Source organism: Rhodococcus wratislaviensis (assembly GCF_041228765.1).
Taxonomy (GTDB): Bacteria; Actinomycetota; Actinomycetes; order Mycobacteriales; family Mycobacteriaceae; genus Rhodococcus_F; species Rhodococcus_F wratislaviensis.
Genome location: NZ_CP150488.1, coordinates 3453418 through 3473267 on the forward strand (window position 1 = coordinate 3453418; position 19850 = coordinate 3473267).

Annotated in this window: 14 protein-coding genes and 1 tRNA gene; 11 read left to right on the forward strand and 4 right to left on the reverse strand. The window is 68.5% G+C overall.

Annotated features, from left to right (window positions below; translation table 11 throughout):
• The first annotated feature begins 31 nt into the window (after positions 1–31).
• The 10 genes from WKC72_RS15785 to rdgB all read left to right on the forward strand — a co-directional run bounded on the left by WKC72_RS15785 (position 32) and on the right by rdgB (position 7838).
• Complete coding sequence (locus tag WKC72_RS15785; RefSeq protein WP_037236435.1) at positions 32–619, forward strand: DUF2017 domain-containing protein; 588 nt, start codon at positions 32–34, stop codon at positions 617–619.
• Positions 616–1686, forward strand: a complete 1071-nt coding sequence (locus WKC72_RS15790) for a P1 family peptidase (protein WP_037236433.1) — start codon at positions 616–618, stop codon at positions 1684–1686. The genes WKC72_RS15785 and WKC72_RS15790 overlap by 4 nt, the downstream gene beginning before the upstream one ends.
• Positions 1687–1729: 43 nt before the next feature.
• On the forward strand, positions 1730–2206 hold the full coding sequence (locus WKC72_RS15795; RefSeq protein ID WP_112300640.1) for a Mov34/MPN/PAD-1 family protein: 477 nt from the start codon (positions 1730–1732) through the stop codon (positions 2204–2206).
• Positions 2207–2268: 62 nt separating this feature from the next.
• Positions 2269–2541, forward strand: a complete 273-nt coding sequence (locus WKC72_RS15800) for a MoaD family protein (RefSeq protein WP_009474135.1) — start codon at positions 2269–2271, stop codon at positions 2539–2541.
• Positions 2542–2549: 8 nt separating this feature from the next.
• Positions 2550–3512 (forward strand): PLP-dependent cysteine synthase family protein, encoded by a 963-nt coding sequence (locus WKC72_RS15805; protein WP_370183291.1) that lies wholly within the window; start codon positions 2550–2552, stop codon positions 3510–3512.
• Positions 3513–3531: 19 nt separating this feature from the next.
• Complete coding sequence (locus WKC72_RS15810; RefSeq protein ID WP_370183294.1) at positions 3532–4206, forward strand: rhomboid family intramembrane serine protease; 675 nt, start codon at positions 3532–3534, stop codon at positions 4204–4206.
• A 345-nt stretch (positions 4207–4551) separates the two neighbouring features.
• On the forward strand, positions 4552–5502 hold the full coding sequence (locus tag WKC72_RS15815) for a PLP-dependent cysteine synthase family protein (protein WP_112300638.1): 951 nt from the start codon (positions 4552–4554) through the stop codon (positions 5500–5502).
• A 122-nt stretch (positions 5503–5624) separates the two neighbouring features.
• Positions 5625–6383: a cyclic nucleotide-degrading phosphodiesterase gene (locus WKC72_RS15820; RefSeq protein WP_176582586.1), complete on the forward strand. Its 759-nt coding sequence runs from the start codon at positions 5625–5627 to the stop codon at positions 6381–6383.
• Between the two features lie 45 nt (positions 6384–6428).
• Positions 6429–7217 carry a ribonuclease PH gene (gene rph / locus WKC72_RS15825; protein WP_112300636.1) on the forward strand — a complete coding sequence of 263 codons (789 nt, stop codon included), beginning with the start codon at positions 6429–6431 and terminating at the stop codon, positions 7215–7217.
• A 3-nt stretch (positions 7218–7220) separates the two neighbouring features.
• On the forward strand, positions 7221–7838 hold the full coding sequence (gene rdgB, locus WKC72_RS15830) for an RdgB/HAM1 family non-canonical purine NTP pyrophosphatase (protein ID WP_112300635.1): 618 nt from the start codon (positions 7221–7223) through the stop codon (positions 7836–7838).
• Positions 7839–7972: 134 nt separating this feature from the next.
• Here the strand turns inward: rdgB and WKC72_RS15835 are convergent, their stop codons facing one another.
• The 4 genes from WKC72_RS15835 to WKC72_RS15850 form a co-directional block, all read right to left on the reverse strand.
• Positions 7973–8338, reverse strand: a complete 366-nt coding sequence (locus tag WKC72_RS15835) for a DUF3817 domain-containing protein (RefSeq protein ID WP_037236425.1) — start codon at positions 8336–8338, stop codon at positions 7973–7975.
• Positions 8335–8736: a transcriptional regulator gene (locus WKC72_RS15840; protein ID WP_112300634.1), complete on the reverse strand. Its 402-nt coding sequence runs from the start codon at positions 8734–8736 to the stop codon at positions 8335–8337. Before WKC72_RS15840 ends, WKC72_RS15835 begins: the two co-directional genes overlap by 4 nt.
• Before the next feature lie 142 nt (positions 8737–8878).
• A tRNA-Leu gene (locus tag WKC72_RS15845) sits at positions 8879–8963 on the reverse strand.
• Positions 8964–9408: 445 nt separating this feature from the next.
• Entirely contained in the window at positions 9409–10068 is a 660-nt protein-coding gene (locus tag WKC72_RS15850) for a hypothetical protein (RefSeq protein ID WP_112300633.1), read from the reverse strand.
• Positions 10069–10522: 454 nt separating this feature from the next.
• Here WKC72_RS15850 and WKC72_RS15855 point away from each other — a divergent pair, with 454 nt between their 5' ends.
• Entirely contained in the window at positions 10523–19843 is a 9321-nt protein-coding gene (locus WKC72_RS15855) for a type I polyketide synthase (protein WP_112300632.1), read from the forward strand.
• Positions 19844–19850: the final 7 nt, after the last annotated feature.

Sequence of the window (19850 nt, forward strand, 5' to 3'; positions counted from 1 at the left end):
CGTTCGGACAGTAAGGAACTCGGTACACGACGTGCGGATGTGGAGCAGGAAGAACTCGCTCGGCGGTGTGAAGCTGCGTTCGGAGATGGACGCGCACGAGGCCACGGTGCTGCGATCGCTGGTCGCCTCCGTCCTCGGCCTCCTCGAGGAGCGGGCCGCGTCCGCCCCGGAGGACGAACTCGCGGCGCTCACCGGCATGCGGACGGGCAACACGGCGGCACCCGACGAGGAGGTCCTCGCGCGGTTGCTGCCCGACTTCCACCGTCCCGACATGGACGCCCCGGACGACGACGAGATCCGCGCCGAATCGAAGGCCGACATCAACGGTGCGCTGCGTGGACTCCACGAACCGGAGATCATCGACGCCAAACTGGCGGCGGGCTCGGTCATTCTCCACACGGTGCCCGAGAACGGCGGCAAGGTGCTGCTCACGCCGGAGCAGGCCGACGCCTGGCTCAGCGCTCTCAACGACGTCCGGCTGGCGCTGGGCACCAACCTGGGCATCGACGCCGACACGCCCGACGAACTCGATCCCGCCGATCCGCGCGCACCGCACCTCGACATCTACCACTGGCTGACCTGGATGCAGGACTCGCTCGTTCAGGCACTCGCGCCGTGACGACCACGACGCCGGGCCGCACCGATTCGCTCGTCGATGTGGTGGGCCTGAGCGTCGGGCACCACCACGAACTCGACGCGGACGCCACGCTCGGAAGTGGTGCCGCCACCGGATGCACGGTGGTCCTCGCGCCACACGGCGCGACCGGTGCGGTCGACGTCCGGGGCGGGGGACCGGGCACCCGGGAGACCGACCTCCTCGACCCCAGTCACAGCGTCCGGAAGGTTCACGCGATCGTCCTGACCGGCGGCAGCGCCTACGGACTCGCCGCCGCCGACGGCGTCATGCGATGGCTCGAGGAGCACGGTCACGGAATCGCCATGGGGGAGCCCGATCAGGTGGTTCCCATCGTCCCCGCCGCCGTGATCTTCGATCTGCCGGTCGGCGACTGGCGAACGCGTCCCACCGCCGAATTCGGTTACCGGGCAGCAGATTCTGCATCGCACACCGTGCTCTCCGGTTCGGTGGGCGCCGGGGTCGGGGCGCGTGCAGGCGCGCTCAAAGGCGGTGTCGGAACGGCGAGTGTCGTCGTCACGGACGGTCCGGCGAAGGGCATCACGGTGTCCGCCCTGATGGTGGCCAATCCCGTCGGAACAGTGTTCGACCCGGCGACCGGACTGCCCTGGGGTGTCGCCACCGTGGGCGCAGCCGCGTTCGGACTCAGACCCCCGGTTGCCGCCGAGGTGTCGGCGGCGCGCGACCTGATCGCCAAGAGCACCGTCCTCAACACGACCATCGGGGTCGTCGCGACCGATGCCGTCCTGGGGAAGGCGGCGTTACGCCGCGTCGCCGTGGCCGGCCACGACGGGCTCGCCCGCGCGATCCGGCCGGCGCATTCGCCGCTCGACGGCGACACGATCTTCGCTCTCTCCACCGGTATCCACCCGGTTCACCACCCGGCGGGAGTGCCCGACGCGTTCCCGCCCGATCTGCCCGTCGTCGACGCCGTCTGCACCGCGGCCGCCGAGGTGGTGGAGAAGGCCATCGTCGACGCCGTCCTCAGCGCCACCCCCGTCGCGGGAATTCCCACCTACCGCGAACTGTTCCCCTCTGCACTGCGTTCCTGAGGTACCGGCCGGTCGGTGGCCGACTCGCCGGTGCGCACCTAGGATGGCGCTCACGGAGGTGGATGACGTGCTGGTGATTCGATCGGACTTCGTCGAGGCGATGGTGGCGCACGCGCGCGCCGACCACCCGGACGAGGCGTGCGGGGTCATCGCCGGGCCGGACGGCTCCGACCGCCCCGAACGGCACATTCCGATGATCAACGCCGAGCGTTCGCCGACGTTCTACCGATTCGACTCGGGTGAGCAATTGACGGTGTGGCGGGCGATGGACGACGCCGACGAGGTGCCCGTCGTGATCTACCACTCGCACACCGCCACCGAGGCGTACCCCAGCCGGACCGACATCTCCTTCGCGTCCGAACCGGACGCCCACTACGTACTGATCTCCACCCGCGACCCCGACGCCCACGAACTGCGCAGCTACCGCATCGTCGACGGTGTCGTCACCGAGGAACCCGTCGACGTGGTCCAGAGCTACAAGTTCGCCCACACCTCCATTGCAGACGTCCCCGACAAGTGACGGCGCCGTCCCTCGCGACGGGCCCACGGCAGGTAAGACACCCACATCCCGAGGAGCCGAGCATGGCTGTCACAGTTTCGATCCCGACCATCCTGCGTACCCACACCGGCGGTGAAAAGCGGGTGGAGGCAACAGGTCCCACACTTTCCGCCGTCATCGACGACCTCGACGGCAACTACGGCGGCATCAAGGACCGCCTGATCAACGACGGCCGTCTGCACCGCTTCGTCAACGTCTACGTCAACGACGAGGACGTCCGATTCTCGGGCGGACTCGACACCGAGGTGGCCGACGGGGACTCCGTGACGATCCTGCCCGCCGTCGCCGGAGGCTGATCGCGGTCGTGGCGCGGTTCGATTCGCTGATCGACACCCTCGGCGACACACCCCTCGTCGGGCTGCCCCGCCTGTCGCCGAGTTGGACCGGCGCTACGCCGGTCCGCCTGTGGGCGAAGCTCGAAGACCGCAACCCCACCGGTTCGGTGAAGGATCGGCCCGCCCTCCGCATGATCGAGCAGGCCGAGAACGACGGCACCCTGACACCTGGGGCGACGATCCTCGAACCGACCAGCGGGAACACCGGAATCTCGCTTGCGATGGCCGCGAAACTCAAGGGCTACCACCTGATCTGCGTGATGCCCGAGAACACGTCGGTGGAACGCAGGCAACTGCTGACGATGTTCGGTGCGCAGATCATCGACTCACCCGCACGCGGTGGCTCGAATCAGGCTGTGGCCGTAGCGAAGGAGCTGTCCGCGGAGCACCCCGAGTGGGTGATGTTGTACCAGTACGGCAATCCCGCGAATGCGCTGGCCCACTACGAGACCACGGGCCCCGAGATCCTGCGCGACCTTCCCGAGATCACCCACTTCGTCGCGGGTCTCGGCACCACCGGAACCCTGATGGGGGTGGGACGCTACCTGCGCGAACACGTCGACGGCATCGAGATCGTGGCGGCCGAGCCCCGCTACGGGGAACTCGTGTACGGCCTCCGCAACATCGACGAGGGCTTCGTTCCCGAGTTGTACGACGAATCCGTCCTCACCTCGCGGTTCTCCGTCGGCCCCGCCGACGCCGTCCGCCGCACCCGGCAACTGATCGACAACGAGGGCATCTTCGCGGGCATCTCCACCGGCGCGATCCTCCACGCCGCGCTGGGGGTCGCGCGCAAGGCCGTCAAGGCCGAACGCGCGGCGAACATCGCGTTCATCGTCGCGGACGGCGGATGGAAATATCTGTCGACCGGCGCATACGGCGGTACGGTCGAGGAAGCAGAAGAAGCACTGGAAGGGCAGTTGTGGGCATGACGACAGGGGTGTGTGGATCATGACTTCGTCGTTCGATTCCTCGCGATTCGACTCGCCGGTGCCGAGGGGTGGCGCATCGCCGACCCCCTCGTCGAAGTCGAGGCCGTTGTGGCTGCAGTCCGCGATCCTCGTCGGCACCTTCACGATGCTGCTGTACGTCATCGAGATCGTCGACGTGCTGTCCGACGAGCGACTCGAACAGAATGGCGTCGAACCGCGCTCGATCGACGGGTTGTGGGGGATTCTGTTCGCCCCGGTCCTGCACGACGACTGGGCACACCTCGTCGCGAACACCGTCCCACTGCTGATCCTCGGGTTCCTCGTGCTGCTGTCGGGCATCGCCCGCGGCCTCGCCGCCACCGGGATCGTCTGGGTGGTCGGAGGTCTGGGCACCTGGTTGACCGGTGGCTCCTATTCCAACCACATCGGCGCCTCCGTCCTGATCTTCGGTTGGCTCGCCTACCTGCTGGTCCGCGGAATCTTCGCCCGCAGCCTCGGTCAGGTCCTCGTCGGTGTGGTGGTGTTCGTCGTCTACGGCAGTCTGCTGTGGGGTGTGCTACCGAGCGCACCCGGTGTGTCCTGGCAGGGGCATCTGTTCGGCGCCGTCGGCGGTGTCCTCGCGGCCTGGGTGCTCTCCGTGGACGCCAGGAAACAGCGGGCACAGAAAGCGCTGGGACCGCAGTCGTTCGGGTGAGCGGCCCCCGCGCGGCGAGTGTGCGTTCACCCGGCGTGTACGCCGCATCCGACCGCTGAGCGTGCGGCCTGCTGGTAGGCTCCTCGCGAGATCCGGGCACCCAGGAACTGCGTAGTTCAGAGCTGTCGACAGTGTCGTCACGGAGGGCCGGTGGAGGTGGTTCGAACTCGCGGGTTCGCGCACACACCGTGTCGCCGACGTCCGGGCGTCCCCAGCGGCGGATCTCCGTCGCCGCACCCCACCGCACCCTCAGGAGTTGATCATGGCTGTCACAGTTTCGACCCCCGACGTCGACGGCGAGTGTCCGTCCGTTCACTGTGTAGTCACGGAAGGCTGATCGCTGCCGTGGCAAGGTTCGATTCGTACATCGACACTCTCGGGAACACACCTCTGGTCGGCCTGCCCCGGCTGTCGCCACGCTGGAACGGCAGCAGCCCGGTGCGGTTGTGGGCCAAACTCGAGGATCACAATCCCACCGGTTCGATCAAGGATCGCCCGGCGCTACGAATGATCGAGCAAGCCGAACGGGACGGCCGTCTCACTCCAGGGGCGACGATTCTCGAATCGACCAGTGGCAACACCGGTATCTCTCTTGCGATGGCCGCCAAACTCAAGGGCTACCAGCTGATCTGCGTGATGCCCGAGAACACGTCGATGGAGCGCCGCCAGCTGCTGACGATGTTCGGCGCTCGGATCATCGACTCTCCGGCCGCGGGTGGTTCCAACGAGGCAGTCGCCGTCGCGATGCGGCTGTCGGACGAGAATCCGGACTGGGTACTGCTCTACCAGTACGGCAACCCGGCCAACGCGATGGCGCACTACGAGACCACAGGGCCGGAAATCCTGCGGGATCTTCCCGAGATCACCCACTTCGTAGCGGGGCTCGGCACCACCGGGACACTGATGGGTACGGGCCGGTTTCTCCGCGAGCACGTCGACGGCGTCGAGATCGTGGCCGCGGAACCACGCTTCGGGGAAATGGTGTGCGGCCTCCGCAACATCGACGAGGGATTCGTGCCCGAGCTGTACGACGAATCGGTACTCACCCGGCGATTCCGGGTACGTCACGCCGAGGCGATCGAGCGCACCCGCGAGCTGATCGACGTCGAGGGAATCTTCGCCGGCACCTCCACCGGCGCCAATCTCCATGCTGCACTCGATGTGGCGCGGTCCGCCGTCGAGACGGGGCAGCGGGCCGACATCGCGTTCGTGGTCGCCGACGCCGGATGGAAGTACCTCTCGACCGGCACCTACGACCCACAGGTCCAGGTCCTCGAAGAGGCATGGGAACGGTAGCGGGGGCGGATTCACGGTAGATCGGCATGGTCAGGTCACAGTTCCCCATCGGTTGTGAGGTCGACTCGCCAATTCCGTCGGAAGCTTTTTCCGAAACGGGTCGTCGTGGCAGCATGGCGGGTATGCGCATTACCGTCCTGGGGTGTTCAGGGAGCGTCTCCGGACCAGACTCACCTGCATCGGGTTATCTGTTGACCGCGCCGGACACACCGCCGCTGGTGCTCGACTTCGGACCCGGTGTGCTCGGTGCGCTTCAGCGGTTCGCCGATCCCGGCGAGGTATCCGTCCTCCTCAGTCACCTGCACGCGGACCACTGCCTCGACCTCCCCGGGCTGCTCGTCTGGCGTCGCTACCATCCGCACCCGCCGAAGGGTCGCGCACTCGTCTACGGCCCGTCCGACACCGCCCGCCGGATCGGCGTCGCGTCCGCGGAGTGCGGCGGCGACATCGACGACATCTCCGACACGATCGACCTGCACCACTGGACCGACGGTGAACCGGTCACGTTCGGCGACCTCACCATCACCGCGCGCCGGGTCAACCACCCGCCCGAGGCGTATGGGTTCCGCGTGACCAACGGCGCCGGGCGCACCCTCGTCTACACCGGCGACACCGGCATGTGCGAAGAAGTGATCGACCTCGCCCGCGGGGCCGACGTACTGCTCGCCGAGGCGTCGTGGACGCACAGCCCGGATCGGCCGGAAGGGATCCACCTCTCGGGCACCGAGGCCGGTCAGGTGGCACACCGCGCCGGTGTCGCCGAACTGCTGCTCACCCACATACCGCCGTGGACGTCCCGCGAAGACGTCATCGCCGAGGCCAAGGCCGAATTCTCCGGCCCCGTGCACGCAGTGTCCGCGGGCGGCGTCTACACCGTCTGAAGCCGTGTGCCCGCGCCCCACACGAGGGCGACTAGGCTCTCTGCCGTGACCACACGAGAAGACGGTAGGGCGGACGACGAACTCCGCGAGGTCAAGATCACCCGGGGCTTCACCACTCATCCCGCGGGATCGGTGCTGGTGGAATTCGGAAACACCCGGGTGATGTGCACGGCCAGTGTCGAGGACGGTGTTCCCCGCTGGCGTCAGGGCTCGGGACTCGGCTGGCTGACGGCCGAGTACGCCATGCTGCCCGCCGCCACCCACACCCGCAGCGGACGAGAGTCCGTCAAGGGCAAGGTCGGTGGGCGGACCCAGGAGATCAGCCGGCTGGTCGGGCGCTCCCTCCGCGCCTGCATCGACCTCGCCGCCATCGGTGAGAACACCATCGCCCTCGACTGCGACGTGCTGCAGGCCGACGGCGGAACCCGCACCGCCGCCATCACCGGCGCCTACGTGGCCCTCGTCGACGCGGTGACCTATCTCCGCGCCGCCGGCCGTCTCGCCGACCCCCAGCCGATCTCCTGCGGCATCGCCGCGGTGAGTGTGGGCGTCGTCGACGGCCGTGTACGTCTCGACCTGCCGTACGAGGAGGACTCGCGCGCCGAGGTCGACATGAACGTGGTGGCCACCGACACCGGCACCCTCGTCGAGATCCAGGGCACCGGCGAAGGCGCGACGTTCCCGCGGAGCACACTCGACAAACTGCTGGATTCCGCACTCGCAGGGTGCGAGCAGCTGTTCGAGATCCAGAAGTCCGCACTCGAACTGCCCTACCCCGGGGCGCTTCCGGAGCCGAAGGTCCCGGAGACGTCGAAGAAGAAGTTCGGGGGCTAGATCTTGCCGGAAACCACACGGGTGCTGGTGGCCAGCCGCAACGCGAAGAAACTTCGGGAACTGCATCGGGTGCTCGAGGCGGCCGGTGTCGACGGGATCGAACTGGTCGGGCTCGATGCCGTACCCGAATACCCCGAGGCCCCCGAAACGGGTGCGACGTTCGAGGAGAACGCCCTGGCGAAAGCGCGCGACGGCGCCGCCGCAACCGGATTGCCCTGTGTCGCAGACGATTCCGGAATCGAGGTGGATGCGCTGAACGGCATGCCCGGAATCCTGTCCGCACGGTGGTCGGGCACGCACGGAAACGATCCCGCGAACACCGCCCTGGTCCTGGCACAGCTCGGCGACGTGCCCGCCGATCGCCGGGGAGCGGCGTTCGTCTCGGCGTGCGCGCTCGTGGTGCCCGGCGGCGAAGAATCGGTGGTCCGTGGCGAATGGCGGGGGAGCATCGCCCGCGAGCCGGTCGGTGACGGCGGATTCGGGTACGACCCGGTCTTCGTGCCCGACGGAGACACCCGATCGGCCGCCCAGCTGTCACCCGAGGAGAAGGACGCGTCCTCGCACCGGGGGCGGGCACTCGTTCAGCTCGTCCCCGCCCTGGCGGCGCTCACCGGGCGCTGATCCTCGCTACGCTTCACGGGAGGAGGTGCGCATGTCGCCGATGATGGTGCCGCAGACACCGCTGGGCTGGCTGACCTACGTGATCGCGATGATCACCGGGCAGCCGGTCATCATGTGAAGGAGCCGACCGTCGGTCAGAGACCGAAGTCGCGGCGGACCTGCTTGGTCCGCTGGTGCTCCACGTAGAACGACAGGAACGGAATGGTGCCCGCGAGGAGCGTTCCGACCGTCCGGCCGGCGGGCCAGCGCACCTTGACCGCCAGGTCGAGCGTCACCAGTAGGTAGACGAAGTACACCCAGCCGTGGACCACGGCGATCCAGCTGGGCAGGTTGTCGACCTTGAAGATGTACTTGGCCACCATCTCTGCGGTGAGGACCAGCAGCCACACGCCGGTGGCGTAGGCGAGGACGCGGTAGCGCAGGAGCGCGGGGGCGATCTTCTTCTGCTTCGCGGTGTCTGCGACCGAACCGGCAGTCGTTTCGTCTTGGCCCGTGCTCACGTGGTGCTCCTATCGGTCTCGCGAGCGGACAGCTCGGCGAGGTACTGGTTGTACTGCGAAATCTGCCGGCTCTCGAGGTCGTCCGGATCGTCGTCCTCGGCCACCGAGGGGCGAGGGGGCAAGACGTCGGCCGGGATCTCCCGCAGTTCGGTGGGAGCATCCGGGACGTCGGTGGTGTCAGCCGGTTCGGCGTCCTCGAGTTGAACGAATCGCCGATAGGCGTAGACGAGGAACGCCGCGAACAGCGGCCACTGGAACGCGTATCCGAGGTTCTGGCCGGTCCCGCCCACCGCTTCGAAACGTGTCCACTGCCACCAGCCGAGTGCGAGGCACCCGACGGCCCCGACGACCACCAACAGGATCAGCGCGGGGCGGCGTTGCTTACGGTTACCGGACACGTAACGACGGTACCTGAATCGCTGAATGCGCTGCTAGGAGAGGTTGCGCCTATGGCGGCCGTCACAGCCGCCGCAGGCGCCCGACGAGCCGTCGATCCAAGCGAAACAGGGTCGCCGAAAAATCGGCAAAGAACCCGAGAAGTGCGCGAGGGGGGACTCGAACCCCCACGTCCTTTCGGACACCAGGACCTAAACCTGACGCGGCTGCCTAATTACGCCACTCGCGCGCGAAGCACAGACTACGCCATGAACAAGGCACCCCCCCGCAGCACATGTCAATCGGATCGCCGGCCCCGGTCGAGGCTCTTTCGCCCGGCCCACGATGGAGTCTGGCTGTGGCAGTTGGGGCACAGGAATCGAACTTCCTGCAAGCGGGAGTCCGATGGTTCTCCCCGTATGTGGTCGACATCCAGGATCAGTGGGAGTCCGCACCAGTCGTCACCGAGGCCGCAGAGAATTTCACGAGAATCTCCTCCCACGACATGCGATTGCGGGCAGGCTTGCCCTTGGTGTGTGCGCTCCGTTAAGGGGTCGGATCGATCCCGAACTTCGTGATCCGACGACTCGGGTGAGCTTGCATTCCGCCGGAAGGCCGTAGGCCGAGATAGCGGATGACGCGCGCCACGCTCGTCGATTCTGCGACCGCCCGCTCGAGCACCTCTCGCCCGTACTTCATCTCGCACCCGCCACCCGCCGCTGCGCGCGCTGGTACCGCCAGACGGCGTGGGTGAAGGTCGCAGGCGTGATCCCGAGCCGCGCTGCTGCTGCGGCGAGGAGGTCTTCGGCCTCCGCTGCCGACGGGGGTGTTTCGAGATCGAGTGCCTCGCCGAGGAAATCGCACACCAGTTGGTGAGATCCAGCGGTGCGGACTCCGAGCTGCATGGTGAAGCACTCCCAGGTGGCGCCACCGAACCCGGGCACTGCGACGAGGGCGTTCCGCTGGGCTTCGTCGTCGCGGAGATCCGCCGAGGTGGTGCAGCCCAGTTCGGTGAGCGAGCGTGCTGCCGAGGCGACGGCCTCGGCCTTGGTGGTGTAGTTCCCCGGTACTCGCTGCCGGTTGTTCAGGACGGCCAGGAGGTCTTCGGGTTCGTCGGCGTGCGCGGCGAGCGCTGTGAGGTCGTCGAGGGGTGCGGCCCGGTGATCGCGCCAGCGGGTGATGACGGCGCGGACCCCCGTGGTGGGCGTGCCGTACGTGGCGCGGGCGGAGAACGCGGCATCGAGCAGACCGGCTTCGATCTCGTGCGGCCAGCCCTCCGTCCAGTGCGGCCACGACTCTCGTGGCAGTTCGGTGGCGACGTGATCGAGTAGGGCGCGGACGTGGGCTGTGCTCATTTCTTCCCCCCGGAGAATGGCTGTCGGCTGTTCCTGGACTCGAACATTAGTGCGAGGGTCCGACAGGTTCGCTTTCGCTGGTCGCGGACCCGGATTCGGGGGCGTAGACCTGCATGAACCTGGGACTTCGTCAAGGTGGTAACAGATTGATAACGATTAATATGAGGCTTTCCTCAGGTTCTTGGACGTCCTCGCACCGCCCTCGTCCAGCACGGACGCGATCTACTCACCGGTTACTTCGCGGGAGATCTGTGAGGGACATCACGCGATATTTCTCCGATGCACGGCTGTGACACCCCGGCGGCTCGTGAACGTGAGGAAATCCTCATGATTCTGTGTCAACCTTGAGCAGCCCGGAAGAGCTGATCAGAGCCGATACAGCTGGCACACGATGCCGAGGGCGGCAGACACTATCCCCACCTCCCCCCAGAGGGGACCAGGAGAGGACATACGCGTGACGATTGACGACACGACACCCGCAGGAAACGGAAAAAACTCGAAGGGTTCGCGGCGCATCGGCGTAGACCGGGACGACACTCGGTCGTCGAGCAAGGGCACCCTGGTGGATCGTCTGCTCGGAGGTGAGCCGTACGCGCTCGCCTTCGGTGGTCAGGGCGCGCCCTGGCTGAGCTCGCTGGAGGAACTGAGCCGCGACAACGGACTCGAGCCGGCACTCACCACGATCGTCAACGACGCGGCCGACTACCTGGCCCCCGTGGCACAGGAACTCCTCGTCGTGCGCCCGGTCGGATTCGACCCCATCGCCTGGATCCTCGAGCAGGAACTCGCCGACGAAGAGGACGGCGCCCAGGCGGCCGGTCCCTCCGCGGCAGCGCTCACCTCGGCGGCGGTGTCTCTCCCCGGCGTCTTCCTCACTCAGATCGCAGCGCTGCGTGCGCTGGCAGCTCAGGGCCTCGATCCCGCGGTTACGGCTCCCGTGTCGGTGATCGGCCACTCCCAGGGACTCCTCGCCGCGGAGGCCGTTGCCACCTCGGGTCAGAAGGACGGCGAACTCCTCGCCCTCGCTCAGCTCATCGGTGCGGCTGCCGGCCTCGTCGGCCGTCGTCGCGGAGTGATCGCCGCCGCCGACTCCACCCCGATGCTGGCTGTCTCCAACGTCGACCCGGAACGACTCCGTCAGATCGTCGAGGAGCTCGCGGAGGGCCTCGAGCCCGAGCGCGCTGCCGTCCTCGGCATCCGTAACGCCCGTCGCCGCGTCGTGCTGTCCGGCCCGCCCGCCCAGCTGGCACGCGTCCAGCAGCGGTGCGAGCAGATCGAGGCCGACGAGGCCCGTGAGCGCGACGCCAAGAAGCGTGGCGGCTCCATCTTCGCGCCCGTCTTCGAGCCCCTCGCGGTCGAGATCGGCTTCCACCACCCCGCACTCGCGGAAACGATCGACATCGTCGGCCAGTGGGCCGTGCGCTGCGGTCTCGACGAAGAGAAGGCCCGCGCTCTCACGAGCGCCTGCCTCGTCGATCCCGTCGACTGGGTCGCCGCCGTCGACAGCACCCTCGAAGCCGGTGCCGCGTGGATCCTCGACCTCGGACCCGGTGACCTCCTTACCCGCATGACGTCGGCCAGTGTCCGCGGCCAGGGCGTCGGCATCGTCGCCGCCGCGACCCGTGGCGGTCACCGCAACCTGCTCACCCCGGGCGCAACCCCCGAGGTTCCCGCCGCGTGGACCGAGTTCCTCCCGAAGCCGGTGTCGCTGCCGGGCGGCCGCATCGGCGTCGAGACCGCATTCACGAAGCTGACCGGTCGTTCGCCGATCCTGCTCGCCGGCATGACCCCGACCACGGTCGACCCGAAGATCGTCGCCGCAGCAGCCAACGCAGGCCACTGGGCCGAGCTCGCCGGCGGTGGCCAGGTCACCGAGCAGATCTTCGCCGACAACGTCGAGAAGCTCACCGGGCTGCTCGAGCCGGGCCGCGCCGTGCAGTTCAACTCGATGTTCCTCGACCCCTACCTGTGGAAGCTCCACGTCGGTGGCAAGCGCCTCGTGCCGAAGGCCCGCGCCGCGGGTGCCCCGTTCGACGGTGTCGTCGTCACCGCCGGTATCCCCGAGCTCGAGGACGCCGTCTCGATCATCGGCGACCTCACCGATGCCGGCTTCAGCTACGTCGCGTTCAAGCCGGGCACGGTCGCGCAGATCCGTTCGGTCATCCGCATCGCCAACGAGGTTCCCTCGTTCCCCGTCATCGCCCACATCGAGGGCGGCCGCGCCGGTGGTCACCACTCGTGGGAAGACCTGGACGACCTGCTCCTCGATACCTACGCCGAGCTGCGTACCCGGCCGAACCTGGTCCTGTGCGTCGGCGGCGGCATCGGCACGCCCGAGCAGGCTGCCGACTACCTGACCGGCCGCTGGTCCGTGGCACACGGCTTCCCGGCCATGCCGCTGGACGGCATCCTGGTCGGCACCGCCGCCATGGCCACCCTCGAGGCGACCACCTCCGCCGAGGTGAAGCAGCTCCTCGTCGACACCCCCGGTACTCCGGACTGGGTCGGAGCAGGCACCGCCGAGGGCGGCATGGCCTCCGGTCGTAGCCAGCTCGGCGCCGACATCCACGAGATCGACAACGCCGCGTCCCGCACGGGCCGTCTGCTCGACGAGGTCGCCGGTGACGCCGACGCCGTCGCCGAGCGTCGCGACGAGATCATCGAGGCTCTGAACATCACGGCGAAGCCGTACTTCGGCGACGTCGCGACCATGACGTACGAGCAGTGGCTGCGCCGCTACCTCGAGCTGGCCGTCGGCATCGACGCGGCGAAGGCATTCGACTGCGGCACCGACCTCCAGGACGCCATCACCGAGGCCACCGCGAGCCCGTGGCTCGACATCACCTGGCGTGCGCGCTTCGGTGAGATGCTGCAGCGCACCGAGTCGCGTCTGCACCCGGTCGACCGTGGCCCCATCCCCACCCTGTTCGCCGACGACGCGATTCTCGAGCGTCCCGAGGCGGCCGTCTGCGCCTTGCAGGCGCAGTACCCCGACTACGCCACCACGGTTCTGCACCCCGCGGACGTCTCGTTCTTCGTCTCGCTGTGCAAGACCCCCGGCAAGCCGGTCAACTTCGTGCCCGTCGTCGACGGTGACGTCCGCCGCTGGTGGCGTTCCGACTCGCTGTGGCAGGCACACGATCCTCGCTACACGGCCGACCAGGTCTGCGTCATCCCCGGCACCGTCGCCGTCGCCGGCATCACGCGCGTCGACGAGCCTGTCGGTGAGCTGCTGGACCGCTTCGAGAAGGCCACGTACGACGAGCTGGTCACCGCCGGTGTCGCGCCGCTGTCGCTGCCCGCACGCCGTCACGCGGACATCGCCCGCGGCCTCCTCGACACCGTCCTGTCGGCTCCCGACATCCAGTGGGCCTCGCGTCTGACCCTGAACCCGGTTCGCCGGCTCGGTGACCTCGACAAGTGGTCGATCGAGTCCGACACCCTCGCGGTGCACGAGACCACCGGTGCCGAGCTGTCCGTCATCGACGACCAGCAGGTGCTCCTCACCGTCCCGCTGGTGGCAGCCAAGTCCGTCCAGATCACCATCACCGTTCCCGCGTCCGTCGCGGACGGTGGAGCTCCGGTGGTCACCGAGGCCGACGCCGAGAAGTCGATGACCGCACTCCTCGCGGTCGCGGCCGGTCAGGAACTGCCCGCCGTCAAGAATGGTGTCGCACGCCTCAACCTCGCCTGGACGCCCGACCTGGTCGCCGACCACGCCGGTGTCACCGGCTCGGGTCTGCCCACGACGCTGAGCGTCAGCGGCAAGGCCGTCCCGGACGTGGTCGTCGGCGCTTGCTGGCCGGCCGTGTTCGCCGTGCTCGGTAGTGCCAAGACCGAAGACTCGCTCTCCGTCATCGAGGGCATGCTCGACCTGGTCCACCTGGACCACAGCGTCGATTTCGTCGGCGAACTGCCGTCGGAGACCAGCATTCTCGTCGTCAAGGCCGAGGTCGCCTCGGTTCTCGACACCGACCTGGGCCGCGTCGTCGAGGTCAAGGTCGAGGTCGGCGCCATGCTCGGCGAGGGCCTGGACGCGCCTGCCGTCGTCACCCTGTCGGAGCGCTTCGCGATCCGCGGCCGCACCGGCAAGGGCGAACTGTCCGACCCGGCCCGCGCCGGTGGCTCGCTGAGTGACGAGGCCGTCGACACCCCGCGTCGTCGTCGCCGCGACACCACGATCGTCGCTCCCCGCAACATGGGCTCCTTCGCCCAGGTGTCGGGCGACCACAACCCGATCCACACCTCCGACAACGCGGCACTGCTCGCCGGCCTCGGCAGCCCGATCGTGCACGGCATGTGGCTCTCCGCCGCCGCCCAGCAGGTCGTCACCGCCGTGGATCCGGCCGAGACCAAGACGCCGCCGCGTCGTCTCACCGCCTGGACCGCACGCTTCCTGGGCATGGTTCGCCCGGGCGCCGAGATCGACGTCCGCGTCGACCGCATCGCGGTGGACCGTGGCGCCGAGATCGTCGAGGTCGGTTGCCGCATCGACGGTGAACTGGTGATGGTCGCAACGGGTCGCACCGCCGCCCCGAAGACCGTCTACGCGTTCCCCGGACAGGGCATCCAGCGTCCCGGCATGGGCCTCGACGCCCGCGCCCGCTCGAAGGCCGCCCGTGAGATCTGGGATCGCGCCGACAAGCACACCCGCAAGGCCCTCGGCTTCTCGATCCTCGCCGTGGTCCGCGACAACCCGACGGTTGTCAAGGCCCGTGGTGTCGAGCACAAGCACCCGGACGGTGTCCTGCACCTGACCCAGTTCACCCAGGTCGCGATGGCGACGCTCGGTGTGGCTCAGGTCGCCGAGCTCCGCGAATCCGGTGCCTTCGTCGAGGGTGCCCTGCTCGCAGGCCACTCGGTCGGTGAGTACAACGCTCTCGCCGCCGTCGCCGGTGTGCTGCCTCTCGAAGCTGTTCTCGAGGTGGTCTTCCAGCGTGGTTCCGCGATGCACGCACTCGTTCCCCGCGACGAGGCCGGCCGTTCCGACTACCGGATGGCTGCCATCCGCCCGTCGCAGATCGGTCTGGCCGACGACGACGTCGAGGCCTTCGTCGCCGGTGTCGCCGAGGCGACCGGTGAGTTCCTGCAGATCGTGAACCTGAACCTGCGTGGCTCGCAGTACGCCATCGCCGGTACGGTCGCCGGACTCAACGCGCTGGAGGTCGAAATCGACATCCGCCGTGAGGCTTTCGGTGGCAAGCGCGCCTACATCATGGTTCCGGGCATCGACGTTCCGTTCCACTCCACGGTGCTGCGTGGCGGTGTCGACGACTTCCGCGGCCGTCTCGAGGAACTGCTCCCCAAGGACATCGACCCGGCCATCCTGATCGGGCGGTACATCCCGAACCTGGTTCCCAAGCCGTTCTCCCTGAAGAAGGAGTTCGTGCAGGAGATCGCCGACCTGGTCCCGTCGAAGCCCCTCGACAAGGTGCTGAAGGACTTCGACTCCTGGGCGAAGAAGCCGGTCGAGCTCACCCGCGTGGTCCTCACCGAGCTCCTGGCCTGGCAGTTCGCCAGCCCGGTGCGCTGGATCGAGACGCAGGATCTGCTGTTCGCCGACGAGTCCGAAGGTGGACTGGGTGTCGAGCGGTTCGTGGAGATCGGTCTGGGCTCCGTCCCGACCGTCGCGAACCTCGCGTCGCAGACCCTGAAGCTGCCGGGCCGCTTCGGCTACCCGGTCGAGGTCCTCAACATCGAGCGTGAAGCGTCCATCGTGTACTCCACCGACGTCGATCCGGCGCCGGTCGAGGACGACGAGCCCGCAGCACCCGCAGCCGAGGCGCCCGCCGCATCGGCCGCACCCGCCGCGGCCCCGGCCCCGGCAGCCGCACCGTCCGGTGGACCGCGTCCCGACGACATCGCGTTCAAGGCCGCCGACGCCACCAAGGTCCTGATCAGCCTGTGGACCAAGCTCCGTCCCGATCAGGTCGGCCCCGTCGACACGATCGAGGCGCTGTGTGACGGCGTGTCCTCGCGGCGTAACCAGCTGCTCGTCGACCTCGGCTCCGAGCTCTCGCTCGGCGCGATCGACGGTGCCGCCGACGCCGACATGGGCTCGCTCGCCGGCACGGTCGACTCCCTGGCCCGCACGTACAAGCCGTTCGGCCCGGTGCTGTCCGACTCGATCAACGATCACCTCCGCAAGGTCTTCGGCCCCTCGGGTCGTCGTCCGGCGGCCATCGCGGACCGCGTGAAGAAGGTCTGGGAACTCGGCGACGGCTGGGCGTACCACGTCACCGCCGAGGTGGCGCTCGGAACCCGCGACGGTTCCAGCATTCGTGGCGGTGACCTCGGCGGCCTGGCCGGCGGCGGTCTCGCCGACGGCGCCGCAGTGGACGCCGTCATCGACAGCGCAGTGGCCGCAGTGGCCTCGCGCCGCGGGATCAGCGTCTCCCTCCCGTCCTCGGGTGGCGGAGCCGGTGGCACCGTCGACGCCGCGGCGCTGGGCGAGTTCACCGAGCACATCACGGGCCGCGACGGCGTGCTGGCCTCGGCCGCCCGCCTCGTGCTCGAGCAGCTCGGCTTCGCAGGTGACACGGCGACGGCAGCGCAGCCGACCGACACCGAACTCGTCGACCTCGTGTCGGCGGAACTCGGTTCCGACTGGCCGCGACTGGTCGCTCCCGCGTTCGACGCCAAGCGGGCGGTGCTGCTCGACGACCGCTGGGCCAGTGCACGTGAGGATCTGGCTCGTCTGTGGATCGACGCGGCAGGCGTGGAGTCTCTCGAGATCGAAGGCTTCGCCGGTGCAGGCAAGTCCGTTGCGGCGCAGGCCGCATGGTGGCAGGCCCGCGCAACCGACGAGGGACGCACGGCTCTGGCCGAGAAGTACGGGCGTATCGCGGAGGCGGCAGTCGTCGTCACCGACGAGACCCCGGAATGGGCAGACCAGGTCGCCGTCGTCACCGGTGCCAGCAAGGGCTCCATCGCGGCTTCGGTCGCAGGCAAGCTCCTCGCCGGCGGCGCGACGGTCTTCGTGACCACCTCGCGTCTCGACGACAAGCGTCTCGGCTTCTACCGCGACCTCTACCGCCGCAATGCTCGCGCCGGTGCCGCCCTGTGGGTGGTCCCCGCGAACATGGCGTCCTACACGGACATCGACTCGCTCATCGAGTGGATCGGTGAGGCCCAGTACGAGACGGCCGGTGGATCGAAGAAGCTCGTCAAGGAAGCGGTCACCCCGACGCTGCTGTTCCCGTTCGCCGCGCCCCGCGTGGCAGGCGACCTCGCCGACGCCGGCGCCCGCGCCGAAATGGAGATGCGCGTTCTCCTGTGGTCGGTGGAGCGCCTGATCGGCGGACTGTCGAAGATCGGTTACGACCGTGACGTCGACACCCACCTGCACGTGGTCCTGCCCGGTTCCCCGAACCGTGGCCTGTTCGGTGGCGACGGTGCGTACGGCGAGGCCAAGGCCGCGCTCGACGCGGTGGTCGGCCGCTGGAAGGCCGAGCGCAACTGGGCCGAGCGCGTCACCCTGGTGCACGCTCTCATCGGCTGGGTCCGCGGAACCGGCCTCATGGGCGGCAACGACCCGCTGGTCGAGGCTGTCGAAGGCGCCGGAGTCCGTACCTGGTCCACCCAGGAAATGGCCACCGAGCTGCTGCAGTGGTGCGAGCCCGAGGCACGTCGCCTCGCCTCCACCGAGCCGCTCGCTGCCGATCTGACCGGTGGGCTCGCCCAGGCGAACCTGGACCTGCCCGCTCTTGCGAAGCAGGCTCAGGAAGCCGCGACCGCTGCGGCCGAGGCCGAAGAGGTCGACGAGCTCGACACCATCGCGGCTCTGCCCGCCCCGCCGCGGGTCTCCGCATCGGTGGCACCGGCCTGGTCCGGCGTCACAGCGGCTCCGGAGGACCTCGTCGTCATCGTCGGTGCCGGTGAGCTCGGACCGTTCGGTTCCTCGCGTACCCGCTTCGAGATGGAGGTCGACGAAGAGCTTTCGGCGGCAGGCGTTCTCGAACTCGCCTGGAACACTGGACTCGTCGTGTGGGAGACCACGCCGTCCGCAGGCTGGTACGACGCCGAGACCGGGGAACTGGTTCCGGAGGCCGAGATCGCGGACAAGTACCACGACACGGTGGTCGAGCGCTGCGGCATCCGCCGCTACGCGGACGACGGCTCCATGGTCGAGAACACCGCACCGCTGCTCACGTCGGTCTTCCTCGACAAGGACCTGAGCTTCGTCGTCAGCACCGAGGCGGAGGCACTGGCCTTCGTCGAGGCCGACCCGGAGAACACGGTCGCGAGCCCGGTTCCGGACAGCGGTGACTGGCAGGTCACCCGCCGTGCGGGCACCGAGATCCGCGTCCCCCGCAAGATGAAGCTCACGCGCAGCGTGGGTGGTCAGATCCCGACCGGATTCGACGTCACCAAGTGGGGCATCCCCGCCGACATGGCCGATTCCGTCGACCGCGTGGGCCTGTGGAACATCGTCGCCACGGTGGACGCGTTCCTCACCGGTGGGTTCACGCCCAGCGAACTGCTGCGGTGGGTGCACCCCTCGCTGGTCGCCAACACCCAGGGCACCGGCATGGGCGGCATGACCTCCATGAGGTCGCTGTACATCGACACGCTGCTCGGCGAGAACCGGCCGAACGACATCCTGCAGGAAGCCCTGCCGAATGTGATTGCGGCGCACGTGGTCCAGTCCTACGTCGGCGGTTACGGCGCCATGGTCCACCCGGTTGCGGCGTGCGCCACGGCCGCGGTGTCCGTCGAGGAGGGCGTCGACAAGATCAAGCTCGGCAAGGCCCAGCTCGTGGTCGCCGGCGGGTTCGACGACCTCAGCGCGGAGGGCATCATCGGATTCGGTGACATGTCCGCCACGGCCAAGACCGACGACATGCGGGCCAAGGGCATCGACGACCGTCGATTCTCCCGGGCCAACGACCGTCGTCGCGGCGGGTTCGTCGAGTCGCAGGGTGGTGGCACGATCCTGCTGGCCCGCGGTGACCTGGCACTCGAGATGGGCCTGCCCGTCCTCGGTGTGGTCGCCTACGCCGGCTCGTTCGCGGACGGTGTCCACACGTCGATCCCGGCTCCCGGAATCGGTGCGCTCGGCGCGGGTCGTGGGGGAGCGGATTCGCAGCTCGCCCAGTCCCTCGGCAAGCTCGGTGTCAGTGCCGACGACATCTCGGTGATCTCCAAGCACGACACGTCCACCGCGGCCAACGACCCCAACGAGGCGGAGCTGCACGAGCGTCTCGCCGGGGCCCTGGGCCGCAGCGAAGGTGCACCGCTGTTCGTGGTCTCGCAGAAGAGCCTCACCGGACACGCCAAGGGTGGTGCCGCAGCATTCCAGCTGATCGGTCTCTGCCAGGTGCTGGACCAGGGCATCGTGCCGCCGAACCGCAGCCTCGACTGCGTCGACGAGAAGATGGCCGAGTTCGAACACCTCGTGTGGGCCCGGGAGCCGCTTCGCTTCGGCGAGCAGTTCCCGCTGAAGGCCGGTCTGCTGACCAGCCTCGGCTTCGGGCACGTGTCGGGCATGGTCGCGGTCGTGCACTCGCAGGCATTCGTCGAGGCCATCCCGGCCGACAAGCGTGAGGCGTACCTCGAGCAGGCACGCAAGCGCACCGTCGAGGGTCAGCGTCGTCTGGCGAAGGCCATGGTCGGTGGCGGCAGCCTGTACGAGCGTCCGGCGGATCGTCGCTTCGGCGGCGACAGCGTCCCGGCCGCAGCGTCCCGTCAGCTCGAGGCGGACGTCCTGCTCACCGAGGCCGCGCGCCTGGGAGCGGACGACGTGTACAGCTCGGGTCTGCCCGGCTGCAAGTAGGAACGAC

Coding starts and splice junctions, on each gene's coding strand:
- WKC72_RS15795 (WP_112300640.1), top strand. CDS start 1,730: ATGGCGCTCACGGAGGTGGATGACGTGCTGGTGATTCGATCGGACTTC.
- WKC72_RS15800 (WP_009474135.1), top strand. CDS start 2,269: ATGGCTGTCACAGTTTCGATCCCGACCATCCTGCGTACCCACACCGGC.
- WKC72_RS15810 (WP_370183294.1), top strand. CDS start 3,532: ATGACTTCGTCGTTCGATTCCTCGCGATTCGACTCGCCGGTGCCGAGG.
- WKC72_RS15820 (WP_176582586.1), top strand. CDS start 5,625: ATGCGCATTACCGTCCTGGGGTGTTCAGGGAGCGTCTCCGGACCAGAC.
- WKC72_RS15850 (WP_112300633.1), bottom strand. CDS start 10,068: ATGAGCACAGCCCACGTCCGCGCCCTACTCGATCACGTCGCCACCGAA.